The 17357-nt window shown below is 51.1% G+C and carries 15 protein-coding genes; 1 reads left to right on the top strand and 14 read right to left on the bottom strand.

Going from position 1 to position 17357, the window contains the following annotated elements:
- Nucleotide 1: 1 nt before the first annotated feature.
- The 5 genes from AAHB90_RS05920 to AAHB90_RS05940 are packed head-to-tail and all read right to left on the bottom strand — an operon-like array spanning nucleotide 2 to nucleotide 5315.
- A complete protein-coding gene (locus AAHB90_RS05920; protein WP_342084016.1) occupies nucleotides 2–1012 on the bottom strand; it encodes a phosphotriesterase family protein in 1011 nt (336 codons plus the stop codon).
- Between the two features lie 51 nt (nucleotides 1013–1063).
- A complete protein-coding gene (locus AAHB90_RS05925; RefSeq protein WP_342084017.1) occupies nucleotides 1064–2263 on the bottom strand; it encodes a site-2 protease family protein in 1200 nt (399 codons plus the stop codon).
- Nucleotides 2253–2888 (bottom strand): HAD family hydrolase, encoded by a 636-nt coding sequence (locus tag AAHB90_RS05930; protein ID WP_342084018.1) that lies wholly within the window; start codon nucleotides 2886–2888, stop codon nucleotides 2253–2255. Before AAHB90_RS05930 ends, AAHB90_RS05925 begins: the two co-directional genes overlap by 11 nt.
- Before the next feature lie 8 nt (nucleotides 2889–2896).
- Nucleotides 2897–3853, bottom strand: coding sequence for an acetyl-CoA carboxylase carboxyltransferase subunit alpha (locus AAHB90_RS05935; protein WP_342084019.1), 957 nt, complete (start codon nucleotides 3851–3853; stop codon nucleotides 2897–2899).
- A gap of 40 nt (nucleotides 3854–3893) precedes the next feature.
- Nucleotides 3894–5315 (bottom strand): MBL fold metallo-hydrolase, encoded by a 1422-nt coding sequence (locus AAHB90_RS05940; protein WP_342084020.1) that lies wholly within the window; start codon nucleotides 5313–5315, stop codon nucleotides 3894–3896.
- Nucleotides 5316–5514: 199 nt separating this feature from the next.
- Here AAHB90_RS05940 and dacB point away from each other — a divergent pair, with 199 nt between their 5' ends.
- Nucleotides 5515–6984, top strand: coding sequence for a D-alanyl-D-alanine carboxypeptidase/D-alanyl-D-alanine endopeptidase (gene dacB / locus AAHB90_RS05945; RefSeq protein WP_342084021.1), 1470 nt, complete (start codon nucleotides 5515–5517; stop codon nucleotides 6982–6984).
- Between the two features lie 152 nt (nucleotides 6985–7136).
- Here dacB and hslV read toward each other — a convergent pair whose 3' ends face one another.
- The 9 genes from hslV to lepA form a co-directional block, all read right to left on the bottom strand.
- Nucleotides 7137–7676, bottom strand: coding sequence for an ATP-dependent protease subunit HslV (hslV, locus tag AAHB90_RS05950; protein ID WP_342084022.1), 540 nt, complete (start codon nucleotides 7674–7676; stop codon nucleotides 7137–7139).
- 105 nt (nucleotides 7677–7781) lie between these two features.
- On the bottom strand, nucleotides 7782–9479 hold the full coding sequence (locus AAHB90_RS05955) for a pyruvate dehydrogenase complex dihydrolipoamide acetyltransferase (protein WP_342084023.1): 1698 nt from the start codon (nucleotides 9477–9479) through the stop codon (nucleotides 7782–7784).
- A 232-nt stretch (nucleotides 9480–9711) separates the two neighbouring features.
- Nucleotides 9712–10458: a glycosyltransferase family 2 protein gene (locus AAHB90_RS05960; protein ID WP_342084024.1), complete on the bottom strand. Its 747-nt coding sequence runs from the start codon at nucleotides 10456–10458 to the stop codon at nucleotides 9712–9714.
- Nucleotides 10458–11402, bottom strand: coding sequence for a D-2-hydroxyacid dehydrogenase (locus AAHB90_RS05965; RefSeq protein WP_342084026.1), 945 nt, complete (start codon nucleotides 11400–11402; stop codon nucleotides 10458–10460). Before AAHB90_RS05965 ends, AAHB90_RS05960 begins: the two co-directional genes overlap by 1 nt.
- Nucleotides 11399–12223 (bottom strand): aldolase/citrate lyase family protein, encoded by an 825-nt coding sequence (locus AAHB90_RS05970; protein WP_342084028.1) that lies wholly within the window; start codon nucleotides 12221–12223, stop codon nucleotides 11399–11401. The genes AAHB90_RS05965 and AAHB90_RS05970 overlap by 4 nt, the downstream gene beginning before the upstream one ends.
- Nucleotides 12220–13014: a class I SAM-dependent methyltransferase gene (locus AAHB90_RS05975; protein ID WP_342084029.1), complete on the bottom strand. Its 795-nt coding sequence runs from the start codon at nucleotides 13012–13014 to the stop codon at nucleotides 12220–12222. The genes AAHB90_RS05970 and AAHB90_RS05975 overlap by 4 nt, the downstream gene beginning before the upstream one ends.
- Nucleotides 13011–13742, bottom strand: coding sequence for a class I SAM-dependent methyltransferase (locus AAHB90_RS05980; protein WP_342084031.1), 732 nt, complete (start codon nucleotides 13740–13742; stop codon nucleotides 13011–13013). Before AAHB90_RS05980 ends, AAHB90_RS05975 begins: the two co-directional genes overlap by 4 nt.
- 113 nt (nucleotides 13743–13855) lie before the next feature.
- On the bottom strand, nucleotides 13856–15553 hold the full coding sequence (locus tag AAHB90_RS05985; protein ID WP_342084032.1) for a DUF6044 family protein: 1698 nt from the start codon (nucleotides 15551–15553) through the stop codon (nucleotides 13856–13858).
- Between the two features lie 11 nt (nucleotides 15554–15564).
- A complete protein-coding gene (lepA, locus tag AAHB90_RS05990; RefSeq protein ID WP_342084033.1) occupies nucleotides 15565–17352 on the bottom strand; it encodes a translation elongation factor 4 in 1788 nt (595 codons plus the stop codon).
- Between the last annotated feature and the right edge of the window lie 5 nt (nucleotides 17353–17357).

Raw genomic sequence — 17357 nt, forward strand, 5'->3', positions numbered from 1 at the left:
ATTAACCTTTGCGAATCCTTATCGCAAATGCTCGGGCCGGATTAGCGACCATCAATATGCGTATGTCAGCTTCGGTAAAGCCATTTGCTTTTAGTGCGGGAACCAGCATATCGGAAATCGTCGTGAATCCCCGGAAATGGCCTCCATCAGGTTCCCCGGGCCGGTACCAGCCCGCGTCGTGCGAAATGAGCACCTGGCCCAGGCGGCCTTTGTTTTTCAGGAATGAAATCCATTCTACATGCTTATCAATATTGTCGGTGTTCACGCCATCCAGGCTGATCCAGCAGCCGCTTTGGCCTACATTTTCCAGCTCTTCCGCGCTCCCGTTCGCGTGTACCCACACGAATGCGGACGGATGCACGCCCGATTGTTTCAATATTTCAATTTCTTCACGTGCAGGTAATGCAGGGCCTGTATGCGAGCAGATGGTAAGCCCGGTTTTCAAATGCGTAATCGCCGCCGCTTTGACCAGTTTTTGATGAAGCTCCGACAATTTGCCGTTATTAACGCCGGTTTTGATGAATCCCGGACGAATGCCTGTGTTTTCGATACCTTCTTCAAATTCTGTGATCCAGCGGCTGGCGAGTTGTTCAGATGTCTCAGTGAATGCCCATTTGGGTAGATATTTATTATCGGAAGCACCGTAATAACCGGTATTAGTCAGAATATTGAGACCTGATTGTTCGGAAAGCTTTTTTAGCAAAACCACATCCCGGCCAATGAATGCCGGCGTGCATTCTACCAGCGTTTTGATGCCCCGTTGTTTAATTTCGAGCAAATAGGGACGGACTTTCCGTATTACTTCGTCGTGTTGCCAGCGGTTCGGTGAAATCTTGTCCGCGCCGATAAAATCTACGAGAATATGTTCATGAATAAGCGCTAGGCCCATTTGGGAAACCGGAAGCTTTCCTTTGACGGCGTAAGTATAGGGGGCATCGGCATGGATCATGCTTCCAGCCATCGGCGCCGCGCCAAGGGTTGCCAGGAATTGCCTTCGGGAGATGTTGTCCATATTACCTTTTAAGAACAGGCATAAAAGGTCACAAACGGAAAGATCTCCTATTTACTCGATGATAATAAACGGGGTGGGGCTGAACGAAATGACAAAAATGACAAAGGCGATCACTCCTAAAATCATACGCCTCGAATCCAGCGGCGTGTTGTCCTCGGTTTCCGGGTGACGGATGCCCAGGAACCGGCCCAGGATCAGTACAAACGGCAGCAGGTTGACCGACCCGTCCCAATCGGGGCGAACATAGCAAACAGCAAACTGGCCCACGACGATCAGCAAACTGATCATCAACGCGGTCGACGGGTTATCGAATGCGCGTTTGAAACAGATGTACAGGAAATAAATGTAAATGGCCAGATAAAGCAGCCGCTCGTAAAATACCGCGTCGCTGCCGGTGGCGAAGGATTCGGTGCGGAACATGCCCAAACCTGCGTAGAATGCAAATATGCCGAAAAGCACAGGAGCAACCACATTAAAGCGCTTTTTGCCGATCATTCCGTAAAGGATATGTCCGCCGTCAAGCTGTCCGATCGGAATCAGATTCAGTGAAGTGAAAAACAATGCCAGATACCCCGCAAAAAGATAGGGGTAGTGAATGATTTCGTACGCGTGAGGCAGGCGGGCGGGATCGGCCACGTAAGTTTTGAAAAACCAGAACAGGATATTGTCACCAAGCATGAGGTTACCCGCCGGGTTTTCATAGACGAATTGCGGGTAATTCAGTCCGAATCGTTCATACTCGGGGTGGATTTTAAAAATGTAATCCGGGGGTGGCAAGTGGGTAAAGCCGTACCAAAGCACGACCAGTGCCGCCACAAAACCTGCCAGCGGTCCTGCAATACCTATATCAAAGAATTTTACCCGCGACCTGACAGCCTCCTTGATCCGGATAAAGGCGCCGAGCGTTCCGATGCTTTGCGAAATGCCAAACCACAAGGGAATGTAGAATGGCAAGGTAACCTTCACTTTATGCGCTTTCGCCACGAAGTAATGGCCGAATTCGTGAATGGTCAGGATCAGCAGGAAGGGGACCGAAAAATGGAAACCCTGAACAAATTCGCCCCAGCCCATTGGCTTGGTGGGAATGGGAATTTCCTTACCCTCCTGTTTGCCGATCAGGAAAAAGAAAATATCGTAAACAAAACCAAAAATATTCCCGAACATCCATTCCGCGCCGGCCATCGTCGTGGTGATGATGGTGATGATAAAAAGTGCTGCCTGAATGATGTGGGTCCGTGTGTTAGACTGCATAGTCTTTGAGGTATTCCAGAATGGTGACCGGCTTTTGGACGTGAATGGTTTCGATGCCGAGCTGTGCCGCGCCGCCGATATTATCGGCGTTGTCGTCGAGGAAAAGCGTTTCCTCCGCTTTCAGGCCAGCTTTGTCAAGCACATCCTGGTAAATGCGGGTATCGGGCTTCATCAGGCCCATTTCGTAGGAAAGAAAGACGATTTCAAACAAGTCTTCGAGCTTTTCAACGCCAGTCGACGCTTCCAGGATTTTGTTGACCTGGGTAATGTGGATCGAGCTGGTGTTGCTTAGCAGGAACAGCCGGTAGCGGGTAGCCAGCTTTTTGAGCAGTTCCACACGCTCAGGCGGAAGGTCGAGCAGCAGGCTGTTCCATGCAGTGTCGATCGCTTCGTCCGACAGATCAGGAAAGTTCAGAATTTCGCGCACGTAGTTCCGGAAAGTGGGCTCGTCCATCAAACCGGTTTCAAACTGGCGGAAAAGTTCGTTCTCCTTGAAAATGCTCACTATCTCGCTCTGTTCCCGCCCGCTCAGATCGGCGAACGACTTGGAGGCAATGGGGACGTCGATGTTAAGAATGACGTCCCCGAGGTCGAAAATGATATTCTTGATCTTGTCGTTTTTCATGGATATTGTTACGCTTCAACTACGACGCCCATTGCACAGAATTTATCGATACGCTGATCGATGCGGTCCTGCTCGCTGATGGCGCCCAGTTCGGCGATATTTTCGAGAATTGTTCTTTTCAGCTCTTCGGCCATCCATTTGTGGTCGAGGTGCGCTCCGCCCAGCGGCTCTGCGATAATGCCGTCTACCAGCTTGTAGTTGGTCATATCTTTCGCTGTGATCTTCATTGCCTCGGCAGCCTGCTCCTTAAAATCCCAGCTTCTCCAAAGGATCGCCGAGCAGTTTTCAGGGGAAATCACCGAATACCAGGTGTTTTCAAGCATCAATACGCGGTCACCGATAGCAATACCCAATGCGCCGCCGGAAGCACCTTCGCCGATCACGATACAGATCACAGGTACTTTCAGCATAAACATTTCTTTCAGGTTGCGTGCGATCGCCTCACCTTGCCCGCGCTCTTCTGCTTCCATACCGGGAAATGCGCCCGGGGTGTCGATCAGCGTTACGATAGGCTTGTTGAATTTCTCTGCCAGTTTCATCAGGCGCAATGCTTTGCGGTAACCTTCCGGGTTCGGCATGCCGAAATTCCGGTGCTGGCGTTGCTTGGTATTGCGGCCTTTTTGCTGGCCGATCAGCATGAATGACTGTCCACCGACATTCGCCAGCCCACCGATAATAGCCGGATCATCGCGCACCTGGCGGTCGCCATGCAATTCGATGAATTCGTCGCAGATCAGTTCGATGTAGTCAAGCGTGTAGGGGCGATCGGGGTGGCGGGAAAGCTGCACACGCTGCCAGCGCGTGAGGTTTTCAAATATTTCTTTTCGAAGGTTGGTGATGTTGCCTTCCAGCAACGCAATGGCGTCCGAAAAATCCACATTGTTTTCTTTCGCCAGCGCTTTCATTTCTTCGAGCTTGCGTTCGAGCTCGGCCATAGGCTTTTCAAAATCCAGGTATGTTCTCATAATTCAGGTTCTGGTGATTAGTGGGCGTGATCAGGGGCGGTCAGAGTTCGTAAGTAGCACCCCGCAACGGCGTTTCCACCGAATGATAGCCGATTTCTTGAATTTTATTTTGGAATTCAGCCATGCTTTGCTGCTCTCCGTGGACAAGGAAAATGCGTTTCAGTTTTTCCGGATCCTGCATTTTTACAAAATTAATTAAGTCGTTTTGGTCTCCGTGGCCGCTAAATACGTCAATTTTTTCAATATTAGCCAAGACAGGATACTGCTTTCCGCGAATAGAGATCGTGTCCTGGCCGTTGAGCAACCGCCAGCCAAGCGTCCCTTCCGAGGCGTAGCCGATCATCAGGATCGTCGCGTAGGGGTTGCCGATATTGGCCTCCACGTGTGCTTCCACGCGTCCGCCCTGCACCATTCCCGACGAGGAGATGATAATGCATGGCTCGTTGTAATTCGAAACCGCCCGGCTAGCATCGGAGCTTTCCAGGTAGATCAGGTTTTCGAAATCGAAAAGCATATCGTTGTCTTCCTTGAAGTCACGCGCCTCCTTGTTCAGCATCCGAGAATGCTTTTGGTAAACCTTCGTGCTGCTATGTGCCAACGGGCTGTCGGAGAATACTTTAATGTAAGGGAATGAACGGTCGAGGTACAGCTTGTTAAGCGTGTAAAGCAACGCCTGGGTCCTTCCCACACTGAATGACGGGATAATGAGCCTACCCGGAATATCGATGCAGGTCCGTTTGATTACATCCGCGAGCGTTTCCACTGTGCCCCGCTGGTCTTCGTGCAAACGATTTCCGTAGGTAGATTCACAAATCAGGTAATCGACCTGCGGGATTTCCTGTGGGTCGATCAGCAGCGGATAGTTCTTCCGACCGATATCGCCCGAAAAGCATAGCCGCTTTTTCTCGCCATTTTCATACACATCCAGCACAATATGCGCCGCACCCAGCAAATGGCCGGCCGCATAGTAGGTCACTGTCACATTGTCGGCAATGCGGTAACGCTGCCCGAATGCAACGGGAACAAAATTGTCCATTGCCTCGATCACATGTTTTTCAACATAATAATCCATGGGCACTTCGCGCTTTTTCTTGCCGCTTCGTTTTTTGGAGTTGACGCGGGAATTGAGCCGTTTCTGATGCAGGTTGGCCGCATCTTTCAGCAGAAGCGAGGTCAGGGCCAAAGTGGGTTCTGTACAGACTACCCGTCCTTCAAAACCTTCCTTGTACAAGTTCGGAATGTTACCCGAGTGGTCAATGTGCGCGTGTGTGAGCAGTACGGTGTTGATCAGACTGGGTTCAAACGGAAAAACGCTCTTCTGCTGTTCGTATCTTGTTTTCTTGCCGATCTCATCCAGATCAAAATCGGAGCCACAATCGATCAATATGCGGTAGTCGTCCGATTCTAAAAGGAACATGCTACCCGTGACCTGCTGTGAAGCCCCCCAAAATGTCAATTTCATATAAATAGTATGGGGTGAAAGCTATATTGGTATTTTTCCTCTGGCGGAAAAATCAATATGACTATTGTATCTTTTCTTTGTAAACTACTAATCAATTGTCGAATATCTTACAAAAGTACCAAAAAACAGCCTGAGATACGGACATTAGTTACTAGATTAGACAAAGCCGCTTAGATTTTGTGCCTTGTGAATATTTAATATGATGAGAGCCACCCTTCTTTTATTTTGCGTGTTTCTGATCACCCGCCCCGCCCATGGGCAAGCGATCGACAGCGCCGGATTGATCCGTTTCAGCGACGCCGTGCTGGAACTGCAAAACAGCGAATTCATGCGGAGCGGCTCGCTGGCGGTGAGCGTTAAGGCCGTAAAGGAGGGAACAAATGTATTTGCACTGAATCCTGAGCGGTCGTTACCCTCGGCCTCCACCTTAAAGCTCGTTTCCACAGCAACGGTTCTGGCACTTTTTGGGGGTGATTTCAAATTTCAAACTTTTCTCGAATACGACGGTGCCCTTCGTGGCGATACGCTTACGGGGAACCTCTACATCCACGGTACGGGCGACCCATCTCTTGGAAGTGACCGGTTTAAAGGTTATCCAACGGCCCCGGAAATGATCGGACGGTGGGTAGCTGCCGTAAAGCGCGCAGGTATCAAGTACATCAAGGGAAAAGTCATAGGTGACGCTTCATTTTTTGACAAAGAGGCCGTTGCCAGCACGTGGATCTGGGGCGATATGGGCAATTATTATGGTGCTGGCGTGCAGGGACTTAATTTTAATGAAAACCTTTACCGGGTCAAATTCAAGCCGGGCGTGGATCCCGGTGATCCTACCACGGTGCTCGGAACGGAGCCTGCGATTCCGTATTTGTCATTTACCAACCAGGTCACGACCGGCGAGCGCGGTTCGGGTGATAAAACGATCATTTACAGCAGTCCGCTGGGAAATAATGTGTTGCTAACCGGCACTGTACCCGCTGGAAACCCTGTTTTTACCGTAAAAGGCTCCATTCCTGATCCGGCATGGTACACGGCCTACGCGTTGAAAAATGCATTATCGGGCAATGGAATACTGGTGGCAGAAGCCGAGCAACTTCCCACAAGTCCGGCTTCCAACCCCAGGAAGATCATCGACGAATACAAATCACCCCCATTGCGCGAGTTGTGCCAGCAAGCCAACTTTTGGAGCATTAACCTCTTTGCCGACGTGTTTTTCAAACAGGCGGGCAAGCGGCTTTCCGGAAGTTCCGGGTTTGACGATGCGGCAACTGCCATTACCGGCTACTGGTCGGGCAGGGGAGCGGATTTGAGAGGTTTTTATATCAAGGACGGAAGTGGTCTTTCGCCTTCCGGGTCCATCACTGCCGGTAGCTTGACTGACATTCTCAGTCTTGCGAATAAGGACGTCAGTTACAAGGACTTTTATCAGAGTATCGCCATTTTGGGACAAAACGGGACAATCCGTAATCTTGGAAAAGGGTCACGCGCGGCAGGTAACATGCATGCGAAGAGCGGATCTATCGAAGGTACGCGGGCATTTGCGGGGTACGTGAATGCAAAGTCGGGTGCACTGCTTGGTTTTACGATCATAGCGCACAAGTATGTGCCTGGGAGCAACCGGGTGATTTCCGATTCGCTGGTGAAGCTGATGACGCTCATGGCGGAGTTATGAGGGATTGAAGAGATGGCGAGGAATGGAACATGTGAAAAGTCAGTCTGAGCGGACCGGGCCGCCGGGCGGTCGAAGACAGTCCGTACAAAGTCGTCGTACATGCTCTTCGACTGCGCTCGTGACATTCCCAATTCACATTGTATTCAATCCAACTACTGCACCTTCTCAATCACCAGATTATGGTTGGTGTAAATGCAAAGATCAGCCGCAATCGTCAGCCCTTCCCGCACCATTTCTTCGGCGCTCAAATGCGTGGCATGTTTCTTAAACGCCTGCGCGGCCGATAATGCGAAGTTACCACCCGAGCCAATCGCTGCAATGCCATTCTCCGGTTCCAAAACATCTCCGGTTCCTGAAATGACAAGGATCTCTTCTTTATTGGCAACAATCATCATCGCTTCCAGCTTACGTAAATAGCGATCGGTGCGCCAGTCTTTTGCGAGTTCAATGGCTGCGCGCTTCATATTGCCGCCGTAGGCATTCAGTTTTTCTTCAAAACGATCGAGAAGCGTAAATGCATCGGCCGTAGAGCCGGCAAAGCCGACAAGGATCTTGCCGGCCATCAATGTCCGGATCTTTTTAACATTACTCTTGGCAACAGTATTGCCCATTGTAGCCTGACCGTCCGCGCCGAGGGCGACAGTTCCGTTGTGTAGCACCCCCAGGACGGTGGTAGCATGTATTTTCTCCATATTGATATTTAATGCAAATATTAGTCGCGTATAAGACAAATGCCTCTGAAAACAAAAGTGCCAGACCTTGCGGGCCTGACACTTTTTCATGCACTTGTATTTTGGTTAAACCAGCATGCTCATCGGTTCTTCCAACAGTTTCTTCACTGTCAGCAGGAATTGAGCGGCGGTTGCGCCATCTACCACGCGGTGGTCGGCCGAAAGCGTTACCTTCATGATGTTGGTGGGGTAAACCGTTCCATCTTCCTTGAAAGCAGCCACTTTCTTGATCGCGCCGATCGCCAGGATACAAGAATCCGGCGGGTTGATGATCGCTGTAAATTCGTCTACACCAAACATACCCAGGTTGGACACAGAGAATGTGTTGCCTTCCCAATCTTTCGGTTGCAGCTTTTTATCTTTCGCTTTGCCGGCCAGGTCTTTTACTTCACCCGAAATGGCAGAAAGCGTTTTCTTATCAGCTTCACGGATCACAGGAACGAGCAGACCTTCGTCTACCGCTACTGCAACACCGATGTTGACATAATTGTATTTTCTGATCTTGTCACCCAGCCAGGCGGAGTTCACGGCAGGATGTTGCTTCAATGCAACAGCACACGCTTTGATCACCATGTCGTTGAACGAAATTTTGGCAGTAGCCACTTCGTTCAGCTGCGGGCGCAATGCCATCGCCTTGTCCATGTTAATTTCCATCGTCACATAGAAGTGAGGCGCTGTGAACAAGCTCTCGCTCAGGCGGCGCGCGATGGTTTTGCGCATTTGCGAGATCGGGGTGTCGACGAAATCACCCGCGGCAGGAACGCTTGCCGGAGCAGCCGCAGCGGGAGTTGCTTCTGTTTTCGCAGCAGGTGCCGGTTGAGCCGCAGGAGCAGATGCCTGTGCAGATGGTTTGAACTCGTCTACATCACGTTTCACAATGCGTCCGTTGTCGCCGCTTCCGGCAACTTCGCTCAGGTTAATGCCTTTTTCGTCGGCCAGGCGTTTTGCCAAGGGAGACGCTTTCACACGCTCGCTCGAATCGGCAACCGAAACAGCCTTTTCAGAACCATTAACAGCCGGTGCCGCAGCTTGTGCAGGGGTGGCTATTTCAGCAGGAGCTTCGCCGTTTTCACGTGCAAGCAGGCCTTCAACATTAGCCCCTTCTTCACCGATCACAGCGATGATAGCGTCCACAGGCACTGCATCGCCTTCTTTGATACCTACGTAAAGCAGTGTACCGTCTTCATATGCTTCCAGTTCCATCGTAGCCTTGTCTGTCTCGACTTCGGCCAGGATATCACCTGATTTTACTTTATCGCCTACTTTTTTCTGCCACGAAACCAGCGTACCTTCTTCCATGGTATCGCTCATTTTGGGCATACGAACTACGGCAGCGTTGATTTTCTCAGTAGACGCGGCAGGTTTCGCAGCAGGGGTTGCCCCAGCAGCGGCTGCCGCAGCAGGTGCGGATTCGGGAGTGACGGTTTCGACAGCAGGGGCAGCTTCTTTTGGAGCTTCGGCAGCAGGCGCAGCGGCGGCACCATTTCCATTGCTGGCACCGGCAAGCAGCGATTGGTAATCTTCCCCTTCGGACCCAACGATCGCCATGATACCGTCGATAGGTACCGCGTCGCCTTTTTTAACGCCGATATAAAGAAGGGTGCCGTCCCAGTAAGATTCAAGATCCATGGTTGCTTTGTCGGTTTCCACCTCAGCAATCACTTCACCCGATTTAATTTTATCGCCTACTTTTTTGTGCCATTCCGCGATAACACCCTCTTCCATGGTGTCGCTCATTTTGGGCATACGAATTACTTCTGCCATATCGCTTGTTAAGGTATTTTTGTTCTTGGTCGAAATTTAGACTTTGGTCAAAATTACAATAAAAGGTGAATAGGAGAGATGTTTGACATTATAAAATTGCCCCTCGCTATCGGTCTGGCTCCGGTTTTAGAGAATAGCCTTTCTTGTAATGCTTGATAATCAGTGTGCTAGGGCCGTTTGCCAGGGTTCTTTCACTATACAGCCTGCAAAACTGCATACCGATACGGTGTTTTTATTGCTTTCGGGCGATATAGTAATGATCGGCCAAAAGATGTGAATTAAGCCATGCCGCAGCCTGGGGGCCTTGTTGTGGAGATGGCAGGCGAAGGGTCCGGAAAAAGCTTCGCGCCACCCGAAGGCGTTTTCTGAATGTATAGGAGGTCTCGCCCAGGGCGTTTTCCGGCCGCTCCACCGTTACCGAGGCGCACTGCAACCCGCTTCTGGCAACCAGCCCGATCAGGTAGGGAGAATATGGCAAATAGGGGATGAAACCAGTAGCAGCCTCGTTTCGCAGCACCATGAACAAGCCTGCATTCATAGGGATTCTCCTGGCGGAAAACCAATGAACCATGCCTTTGAAAAGAAAGGAAGTCAGCAGCCGGCCTGCCGACTCATACTGTCCCTGCCGTTTGGCAAAAACAACGTCTATTCCCGGTTGCATCGCTTGAATCATCGCAGCGAGGTTTTCAGGCTCGTCCTGTAAATCGGCGTCCATCGTGGCAACGAGTTCTCCCCGGGCGAATGCCATGCCGGCGATCAGGGCATTGCTTTGGCCGGTATTCTTTTTCAAATTAACGATATGGAATGAAATAGTCGGTGGAAGCTTCCGGAGAATCGCCAGCGAATGGTCCGGAGAAGCATCGTTGACATATACCACCTCGCAGGGGACAGCAAGAGACGCGGCCACCCGGCCGATCCGTTCATGCAAAGCCGCGAGTGTCGATGCGCTTTTATATACAGGAATGACAATACTGAGCATCAATAACCCTTTTCATAGTTGACGATATTCAGCAGTGTTTCCCCGCGCACGTAGCGCGCCAGATTTTCTTCAAAAAGGGATTGCCATTTATATTCCGGGCCTTCCAGGCTGCGGCCCACATGCGGAGTAATCATAATCCGTGGTTCGGCCCACATCGGGTGAGATGCAGGCAACGGCTCTTGTTCGAACACGTCGAGTGCGGCTCCTGCCAGACGGCCTGCCTGCACTCTTTCCAGTAACGCCTGGTCGTCGAGCGTGCCGCCCCTGCCGATATTGACTACAAATGCGTGGCCAGGTAGCTGTTCCAGGATATGGCTGTCGACAAAATGATGCGTTTCCGGGGTTTTGGGCAAGCAATTGATCAATGCATCCGTTGCGGGTAAATGCGACTGCCAGTTTTGCTGGCCGAATAGGGAAACACCGTCTTCTTCCGAATCATCAGGGCGGTTTCTGACTGCCGATACGCGTCCGCCCATCGCCGTGACCAACCGGGTGATCGCCTGTGCCAGACTGCCCCAACCCAGGATCAGGCAATGACTGCCCTGCAGGGTGCGTAGCCTGTGCCGCCGCCAGATATGTGCGTTCTGCTCGTCGCGCAAGAGATGCATTCCGCGAAACAGGGTTAGCAGAAGCGTCAGGGTATGTTCCGCCAGTTCCGCGTCGTATACACCTCTGGCGCAGGTCAGAGTAATACCCTTATCGAGAAGTTGTTGTTTTTTGGTAAGAATAAGGTCTACGCCTACTGAATTGGACTGCATCCAGAGCAGCTTTTCCGCAAAGGGCAGGCTTTGAATGAAATATCGGTTGCCGAGAACGATTTCGGCCTTTTCAATGAGATGGCAGGCTTCTTCCAGCGAATGCGCGATGGCTATCGGGTGATCCGGTGCGGCTTGTCGCAGGCGCTGCAAATGGGCCGGTACCGGCTCATACATCAGGAGGATCATGCGTGATGCGGATTGGTTGTCCAGCTTTCGACCTGTTCACGGAACGCCTGGAAATCTGCTGAGACTTGTTCATGCGACCGCCGGCGGGCTTCGTCATAGGCTTTCCGGATATGATAGACCATGTGGTCCATGCTATGGCTGGCGTGGTCTTTGATGAACGTGCGGCGCAGAAAACTGAAATCGATTCCAAGGCGGGCATATTCATTGATCAGGTATTTGCTGGCGATCGGCAGCCCGTTGGGGGGATAGGTCACCCCGCCAGCGCCAAGCGGTATTTCGAAATGCCTGCGGATATCTGTTACGGTATCATTCATAAGTGGAACGAAAATGTTCCTGCTGTTTTGTTGAATATGCAGGTCGTTTAATCCGATATAGGCCCGGCGGAGCGGCAGTTTGCTGAGCTCGGCCATACATTCGAGTGCCGAGGTCGTTTCAATCAGTATATTGAACCCGGCCCGTCCGCCGATCATCTCCAGCGTTTGATGTGCTTCGGTAACGGTTCGGACCATGGGCAGAAAGATTTCATCCGCCCCCGCGCGAAGCGCGAGCTCTACCTCTTGCTGTGTATGCGCTTGCGAGAAACCATTGATCCGGCATATCAGCCTGCCTTCCGGGGTCACTTCGCGCACACGGCACAAATCGTCATAAGTATCATAATTGATCTGCGTGTCGAATTTCTCCTGCCTGAGCTTCTTCCCCTGATTTTCCCAATCGACAATGATGCCGTCCACGCCCGCCGCTATGGCCGTTCGGACGACAGCCGGGTCAGTCGAGAATAAAAAAAGTTGGAATTGGGTGGTTGCGGATAAATTTTGGTTCACAAGGCTCTTGTTTTCTGTGCAACGATCAGGCAACTGGTACCAAAGGGTATTCTGGTTTTATTTCGAATGGCGTTTATCTCCCAGCCAAGCAGCCGCATCAACAAACGCGCAGTTGCCGGCCGGCCGGCCATGTGCTCATTCCGCTTTTTGTCCGGGGTATTATTTTTTTTGATCCCGAATTTTTCCGGCAATACCCGCGCAAACCACATGGGTGCCCACACAAGCGAAAAAAAATAGGTCGCATACGTCACCCTGAAACCGGACTTTTCAAGCAGCGTGGAGAGCTGCCCGAGCGTATACCGCCTGAAATGTCCGAGTTGAACGTCGTTTTCGGACCATAAACTCTGAAATGCCGGTACGGTCAGCATGATCCGCCCGTCATGGGTAAGCAACTTGTTGATATTTTCGAGAAAGGCCTGGTCGTCTTCAATATGTTCCATTACATCGAAGAACCCCGCCGCGGGTGCCATTCCGATCCCATGCGCCACGTATTCTTCCAGGGTGCTCTGGATGGTCGACCGGATACCTCTTTTCTTTGCATTCTCGATTCCGCTGGGGTAGGGCTCCACCAGTGTTACCTCATAGCCTGCGTTTTGCATGGCCAATGCAGTAATGCCGTTCCCGCCCCCGATGTCCAGAAATTCTTTGGGAAAATCGTTGGCTTGCATGGTTGCTACAAGGCATTCATTCCGGTGCTGATACCAGAATGACATGTCTTCCATTTCAAAACACACCGAATTGCCGTCGGCGGGATATGAAACAAGCCATTTTTCTCTGTTGTCTCCTGTCATCTTTTTTCGGCTGTGATGATCTGGAAAGGCAGAAACGTATTCAATCCCGGAATCTTTTCGAGTACAGGTTCGCTTTTCTGGCCCAACGTCGTGTTGGACAGGAAGGGTGGGTAAAAGCCAAAACGCTTAATCTGTAAATTTTCCCAACCGGCATAGTCCATCGCTTCGAATAACTTCTTTTTGGTCATATCCGCCACACCTTTATCTCCTTCCCATGACATTCCAGGCGTAAGCGCGATTTGCAGGTAGTAAAGCGGGTTGTAGGCATTTGGTTCTAGGAATACCAGTTTCCCGCCTGGTTTTGCTATCCGGTACATCGCCTGGAAGCAAGCGTGCAGGCTGTGGAAATGATGGAGGGCCATGAAGCCCATCACGACATCGAACTGATCGTTGAGCTCTTCGGGTGCGTCAAGAATGTCGGCCGCATGGAGCTTCACCGGAAATTTGTTGTCGTTATAGACCAGCAGCTGTTGCAGGAGAAATGGCGAGAGATCGAGCCCCTCGACGCGGTAACCCTGGGCAAGGAAGTTCAGGGTGTATTTCCCCATTCCGCACGCCACGTCTATGATGCGGTCGGATTTTTTGATCCCGGCAAAGTCGATCACTTCCTTTACATGCCTTCGCACGTAAGGCGAAGCAACCGGAATCATCGTTTTTTTAATTTTCTGCCCGAAATAGTCGAGTTGCTGGTTGTTGTGGAATTTGATATTGGAGATGACGATGCTCATAAGTCATGGGGTTCCTTTTTTGACCTGGACAATATACGCAAAAATGTCCCTGGTGAGCAACCAGCTAACAATGACTTTTTAACCGGTGACGAGAAATTTCTGTTAAATATACGTCACTGATTACTAGTAACTTCATATAAACTTACGTGCCATATCGCCGAACTGAATATCGCCAGCTTGCGTAATCCCGATTTTTCCGGGTCGCGAATGTTTTCTACAGACAGAATATAGTCGCAATGAAGGCTCCGTAACGCCTCATAAGAGAGTTCGACCGGCCGTTCGCGGGCCGCCTTGCCGCGCGTCATATGCGTCTCGAAATAGGGTAGCCCCTGGTCATAGACGATCAGGCACTGGCTGCCCCAGTAGTCGAAAAAGCCTTGGTTGTTGGCATTCTTTTCAAGTTCGGCGGTAATGATGTTGCGGAATTTGTGTTTGTAGGAAAGCGGATAATTGCTCGAATACCCGTCGATGGTCCGAATACCGTTGTATTGGGCCACCGCCGGGGGAATCCCTATGCTGGCCACGCGGTAGGTATTTCCGGGTTTGCCGATCGTTGCCTTGATATTGTCAAACATCCGCTCAGCATAGTAATCCTCGTAAGTAAATATATAGTGGTACGGGACAATGGTCACGAACTTCTTGACAAAACGTTGATAGTAGGTCGGCTGGTAAGCGAAGCAAATGACCAACTGCAAGACTGCCACTACCAACAATATGCGATTTCGGTACTTTGGGACAATCAACAGCAATGCCTGAGCGGCCGCAATGTGCCAGAGCAGTTGCAGGAAAATATGAAACCTTTCAAGACTGAACATCCGGAGTACATCCGAGCTGTTCCGAAGCCCGACCACCGGTTCCAGGTTCAGGATTGCAATGTAAAAGCAAATCAGAATGATAATGGTCAAAGTGGTAGTAAGGCCACGGGGCAATTCCCTTTGACGAAAAACATGTGCGGCGTAAGTCAGGCAGACAAACGGGAGGAGCACGAACGTATGCAGCGACAGCGCGACATCGACGTTGCCGAGCAGGAAGTACCGGGCAAATATTTTTAGGCACACACTTAATTTGACGGGAAACCGGCGCATTTCCGTCCGGTGGGAGACGAACCCATCACCGCCCAGCAGATTTTGGATCAGATCGATCTTTGTCGCCAGATATACGGCCAAAAGGATCACAAATGCTAAAAGCAACGGCCGAACCGGTCGTTTTTTGATCATATCAAAACCAATCAGCACCGCGAATGCAAAAAGGATAAATACGCCGGCAGATTGAAAATTCGATGTAAAGGGAAATGCCGCCAGGATCAGCCAGTGCCAGATCGCAGGCTTTCCTTCGCGAATGTTCAGGATAACAAATAAAAGCAGGGGCTGGCCTGCAATGCTTAATCCCCACGTCGGCAGGAAAGGGGTAAAGGCAAACGACAACGCCAGAAAAGCCGAGGCCGGTTCGCTGGTGCCCAGGTGCCGTCGGCAGAGCAGCCACATTCCGATCAGTGCAACGGCGCTGATAAAGAGGTTGTAAACCTGAAAGGCGTAGAAGGTCGGCAGCAGCAGATTGAGCCAGTAGTAGACATTGAAGGTGCTGACCAGCGTAAATTTGGGCACACCTCCCATAAAAGGTTCAATGATCGTATGCGGAGGCGACCAGGCGTACGCATCCTGCGTGGCCAGGCGGTACCACACCACAAAAGAATCGAGGGAATCGAACGCATTGAAGAACGCGCCCGGGCCCAGGAAAATGGTAGGCGCATGATAAAGCAAAAATACCAGCAATAACCCTCGAAGGTAACACTGCTGGTATTTTGCTTTCATATTGAGCATTGCTAGTTGATCTTCAAAACAGCCATGAACGCTTCCTGAGGAATTTCTACATTACCCACCTGCCGCATTCGCTTTTTACCCTTCTTCTGCTTTTCGAGAAGCTTGCGCTTACGGGAAATATCACCTCCGTAACATTTGGCCAAAACGTCCTTGCGCATGGCCTTCACCGTCTCGCGGGCGATGATCTTCTGCCCGATTGCCGCCTGGATAGCGATCTCGAACATTTGCCGCGGGATCAGTTCACGGAGCTTTTCGCAAAGCTTCTTGCCCCATTCATAGGACTTCGAACGGTGCACAATCGCCGATAGCGCATCCACCGGCTCGCCGTTCAGCATCACGTCGAGCTTCACCATGTCCGACTCCTGGTAACCTGCCAGTTCATAGTCAAGCGAGGCGTAACCGCGGGATATTGTTTTGAGTTTATCAAAGAAATCAAAAACAACCTCGGCGAGCGGGATCAGGAATTGCAGCTCCACGCGCTCGGCGGTGAGGTATATCTGGTTTTTGAGGATACCGCGCTTGTCCATACACAGGTTCAGGATCGGACCAATGTAATCCGATTTAGTGATGATCTGCGCATTGATATAAGGCTCCTCGATGTATTTTACGTGGTTAGGCTCAGGCATTTCCGAAGGAGCGCTGATGTTAAGCAGCTTGTCTTTCGTGGTCAGAACCCGGAATTGCACCGATGGTACCGTCGTGATCACAGTCATGTCGAACTCGCGTTCCAGACGCTCCTGCACGATCTCCATATGCAGCATTCCCAGGAAGCCGCACCGGAAACCGAAACCAAGGGCTGCGGATGTTTCCGGCTCCCAGACCAATGCCGCGTCGTTGAGCTGCAATTTCTCCATTGCTTCGCGAAGCTCTTCGAATTCGCTCGTATCGACAGGGTAAATACCCGCAAAAACCATTGGTTTAACCTCCGAAAAGCCTACGATCGCTTCGCTGGCAGGACGGTCGATATGGGTGAATGTATCACCGACTTTTACTTCTTTCGCTACCTTGATCCCCGAAATCAGGTAACCTACGTCGCCGCATTCTACGACCTGTTTCGGTATTTGCTGTAAGCCCAGCGTTCCGATCTCGTCGGCAATGTATTCCTTGCCGGTCGCCATGAACTTCACCCTGTCGCCTTTTTTGATGCTGCCGTTTTTCACACGGAAGATTACTTCGATACCCCGATAGGAGTTGAAAACCGAGTCGAAGATCAATGCTTGCAGAGGGCCTTCCGGGTCGCCCACGGGAGCAGGGATGCGTTCGACGATCGCGTTGAGAATGTCCTCGATACCGATACCCTCCTTGCCGCTGGCCGGAATAATATCGGCGCGCTCGCAGCCCAGCAGGTCCACCATTTCGTCCTTGATCTCCTCAGGCATTGCGCCGGGAAGGTCGATCTTGTTCAGGACGGGGATAATGACCAGGTCATGGTTGATCGCCAGGTAGAGGTTGGAGATCGTCTGCGCTTCGGTGCCTTGGGAGGCGTCCACGAGCAACAATGCGCCTTCGCAGGCGGCGATCGAACGGGAAACCTCGTAAGAAAAGTCCACGTGCCCCGGGGTGTCGATCAGGTTCAGTATATATTCTTCACCTTTGTAAACATAGTTCATCTGGATCGCGTGGCTCTTGATGGTAATGCCGCGTTCACGTTCCAGATCCATATTATCGAGCAATTGCGCTTGCATTTCGCGCTGCGATACAGTTTTGGTAAATTCCAGCAGACGGTCCGCCAGGGTACTTTTCCCGTGGTCAATATGGGCAATAATGCAAAAATTACGGATTTTCTTCATGAAAG

This window comes from Dyadobacter sp. OTU695, from assembly GCF_038440355.1.
Classification (GTDB): Bacteria; Bacteroidota; Bacteroidia; order Cytophagales; family Spirosomataceae; genus Dyadobacter.

Coding starts and splice junctions, on each gene's coding strand:
- AAHB90_RS05920 (WP_342084016.1), bottom strand. CDS start 1,012: ATGGACAACATCTCCCGAAGGCAATTCCTGGCAACCCTTGGCGCGGCG.
- AAHB90_RS05925 (WP_342084017.1), bottom strand. CDS start 2,263: ATGCAGTCTAACACACGGACCCACATCATTCAGGCAGCACTTTTTATC.
- AAHB90_RS05930 (WP_342084018.1), bottom strand. CDS start 2,888: ATGAAAAACGACAAGATCAAGAATATCATTTTCGACCTCGGGGACGTC.
- AAHB90_RS05935 (WP_342084019.1), bottom strand. CDS start 3,853: ATGAGAACATACCTGGATTTTGAAAAGCCTATGGCCGAGCTCGAACGC.
- AAHB90_RS05940 (WP_342084020.1), bottom strand. CDS start 5,315: ATGAAATTGACATTTTGGGGGGCTTCACAGCAGGTCACGGGTAGCATG.
- dacB (WP_342084021.1), top strand. CDS start 5,515: ATGATGAGAGCCACCCTTCTTTTATTTTGCGTGTTTCTGATCACCCGC.
- hslV (WP_342084022.1), bottom strand. CDS start 7,676: ATGGAGAAAATACATGCTACCACCGTCCTGGGGGTGCTACACAACGGA.
- AAHB90_RS05955 (WP_342084023.1), bottom strand. CDS start 9,479: ATGGCAGAAGTAATTCGTATGCCCAAAATGAGCGACACCATGGAAGAG.
- AAHB90_RS05960 (WP_342084024.1), bottom strand. CDS start 10,458: ATGCTCAGTATTGTCATTCCTGTATATAAAAGCGCATCGACACTCGCG.
- AAHB90_RS05965 (WP_342084026.1), bottom strand. CDS start 11,402: ATGATCCTCCTGATGTATGAGCCGGTACCGGCCCATTTGCAGCGCCTG.
- AAHB90_RS05975 (WP_342084029.1), bottom strand. CDS start 13,014: ATGACAGGAGACAACAGAGAAAAATGGCTTGTTTCATATCCCGCCGAC.
- AAHB90_RS05980 (WP_342084031.1), bottom strand. CDS start 13,742: ATGAGCATCGTCATCTCCAATATCAAATTCCACAACAACCAGCAACTC.
- AAHB90_RS05985 (WP_342084032.1), bottom strand. CDS start 15,553: ATGAAAGCAAAATACCAGCAGTGTTACCTTCGAGGGTTATTGCTGGTA.
- lepA (WP_342084033.1), bottom strand. CDS start 17,352: ATGAAGAAAATCCGTAATTTTTGCATTATTGCCCATATTGACCACGGG.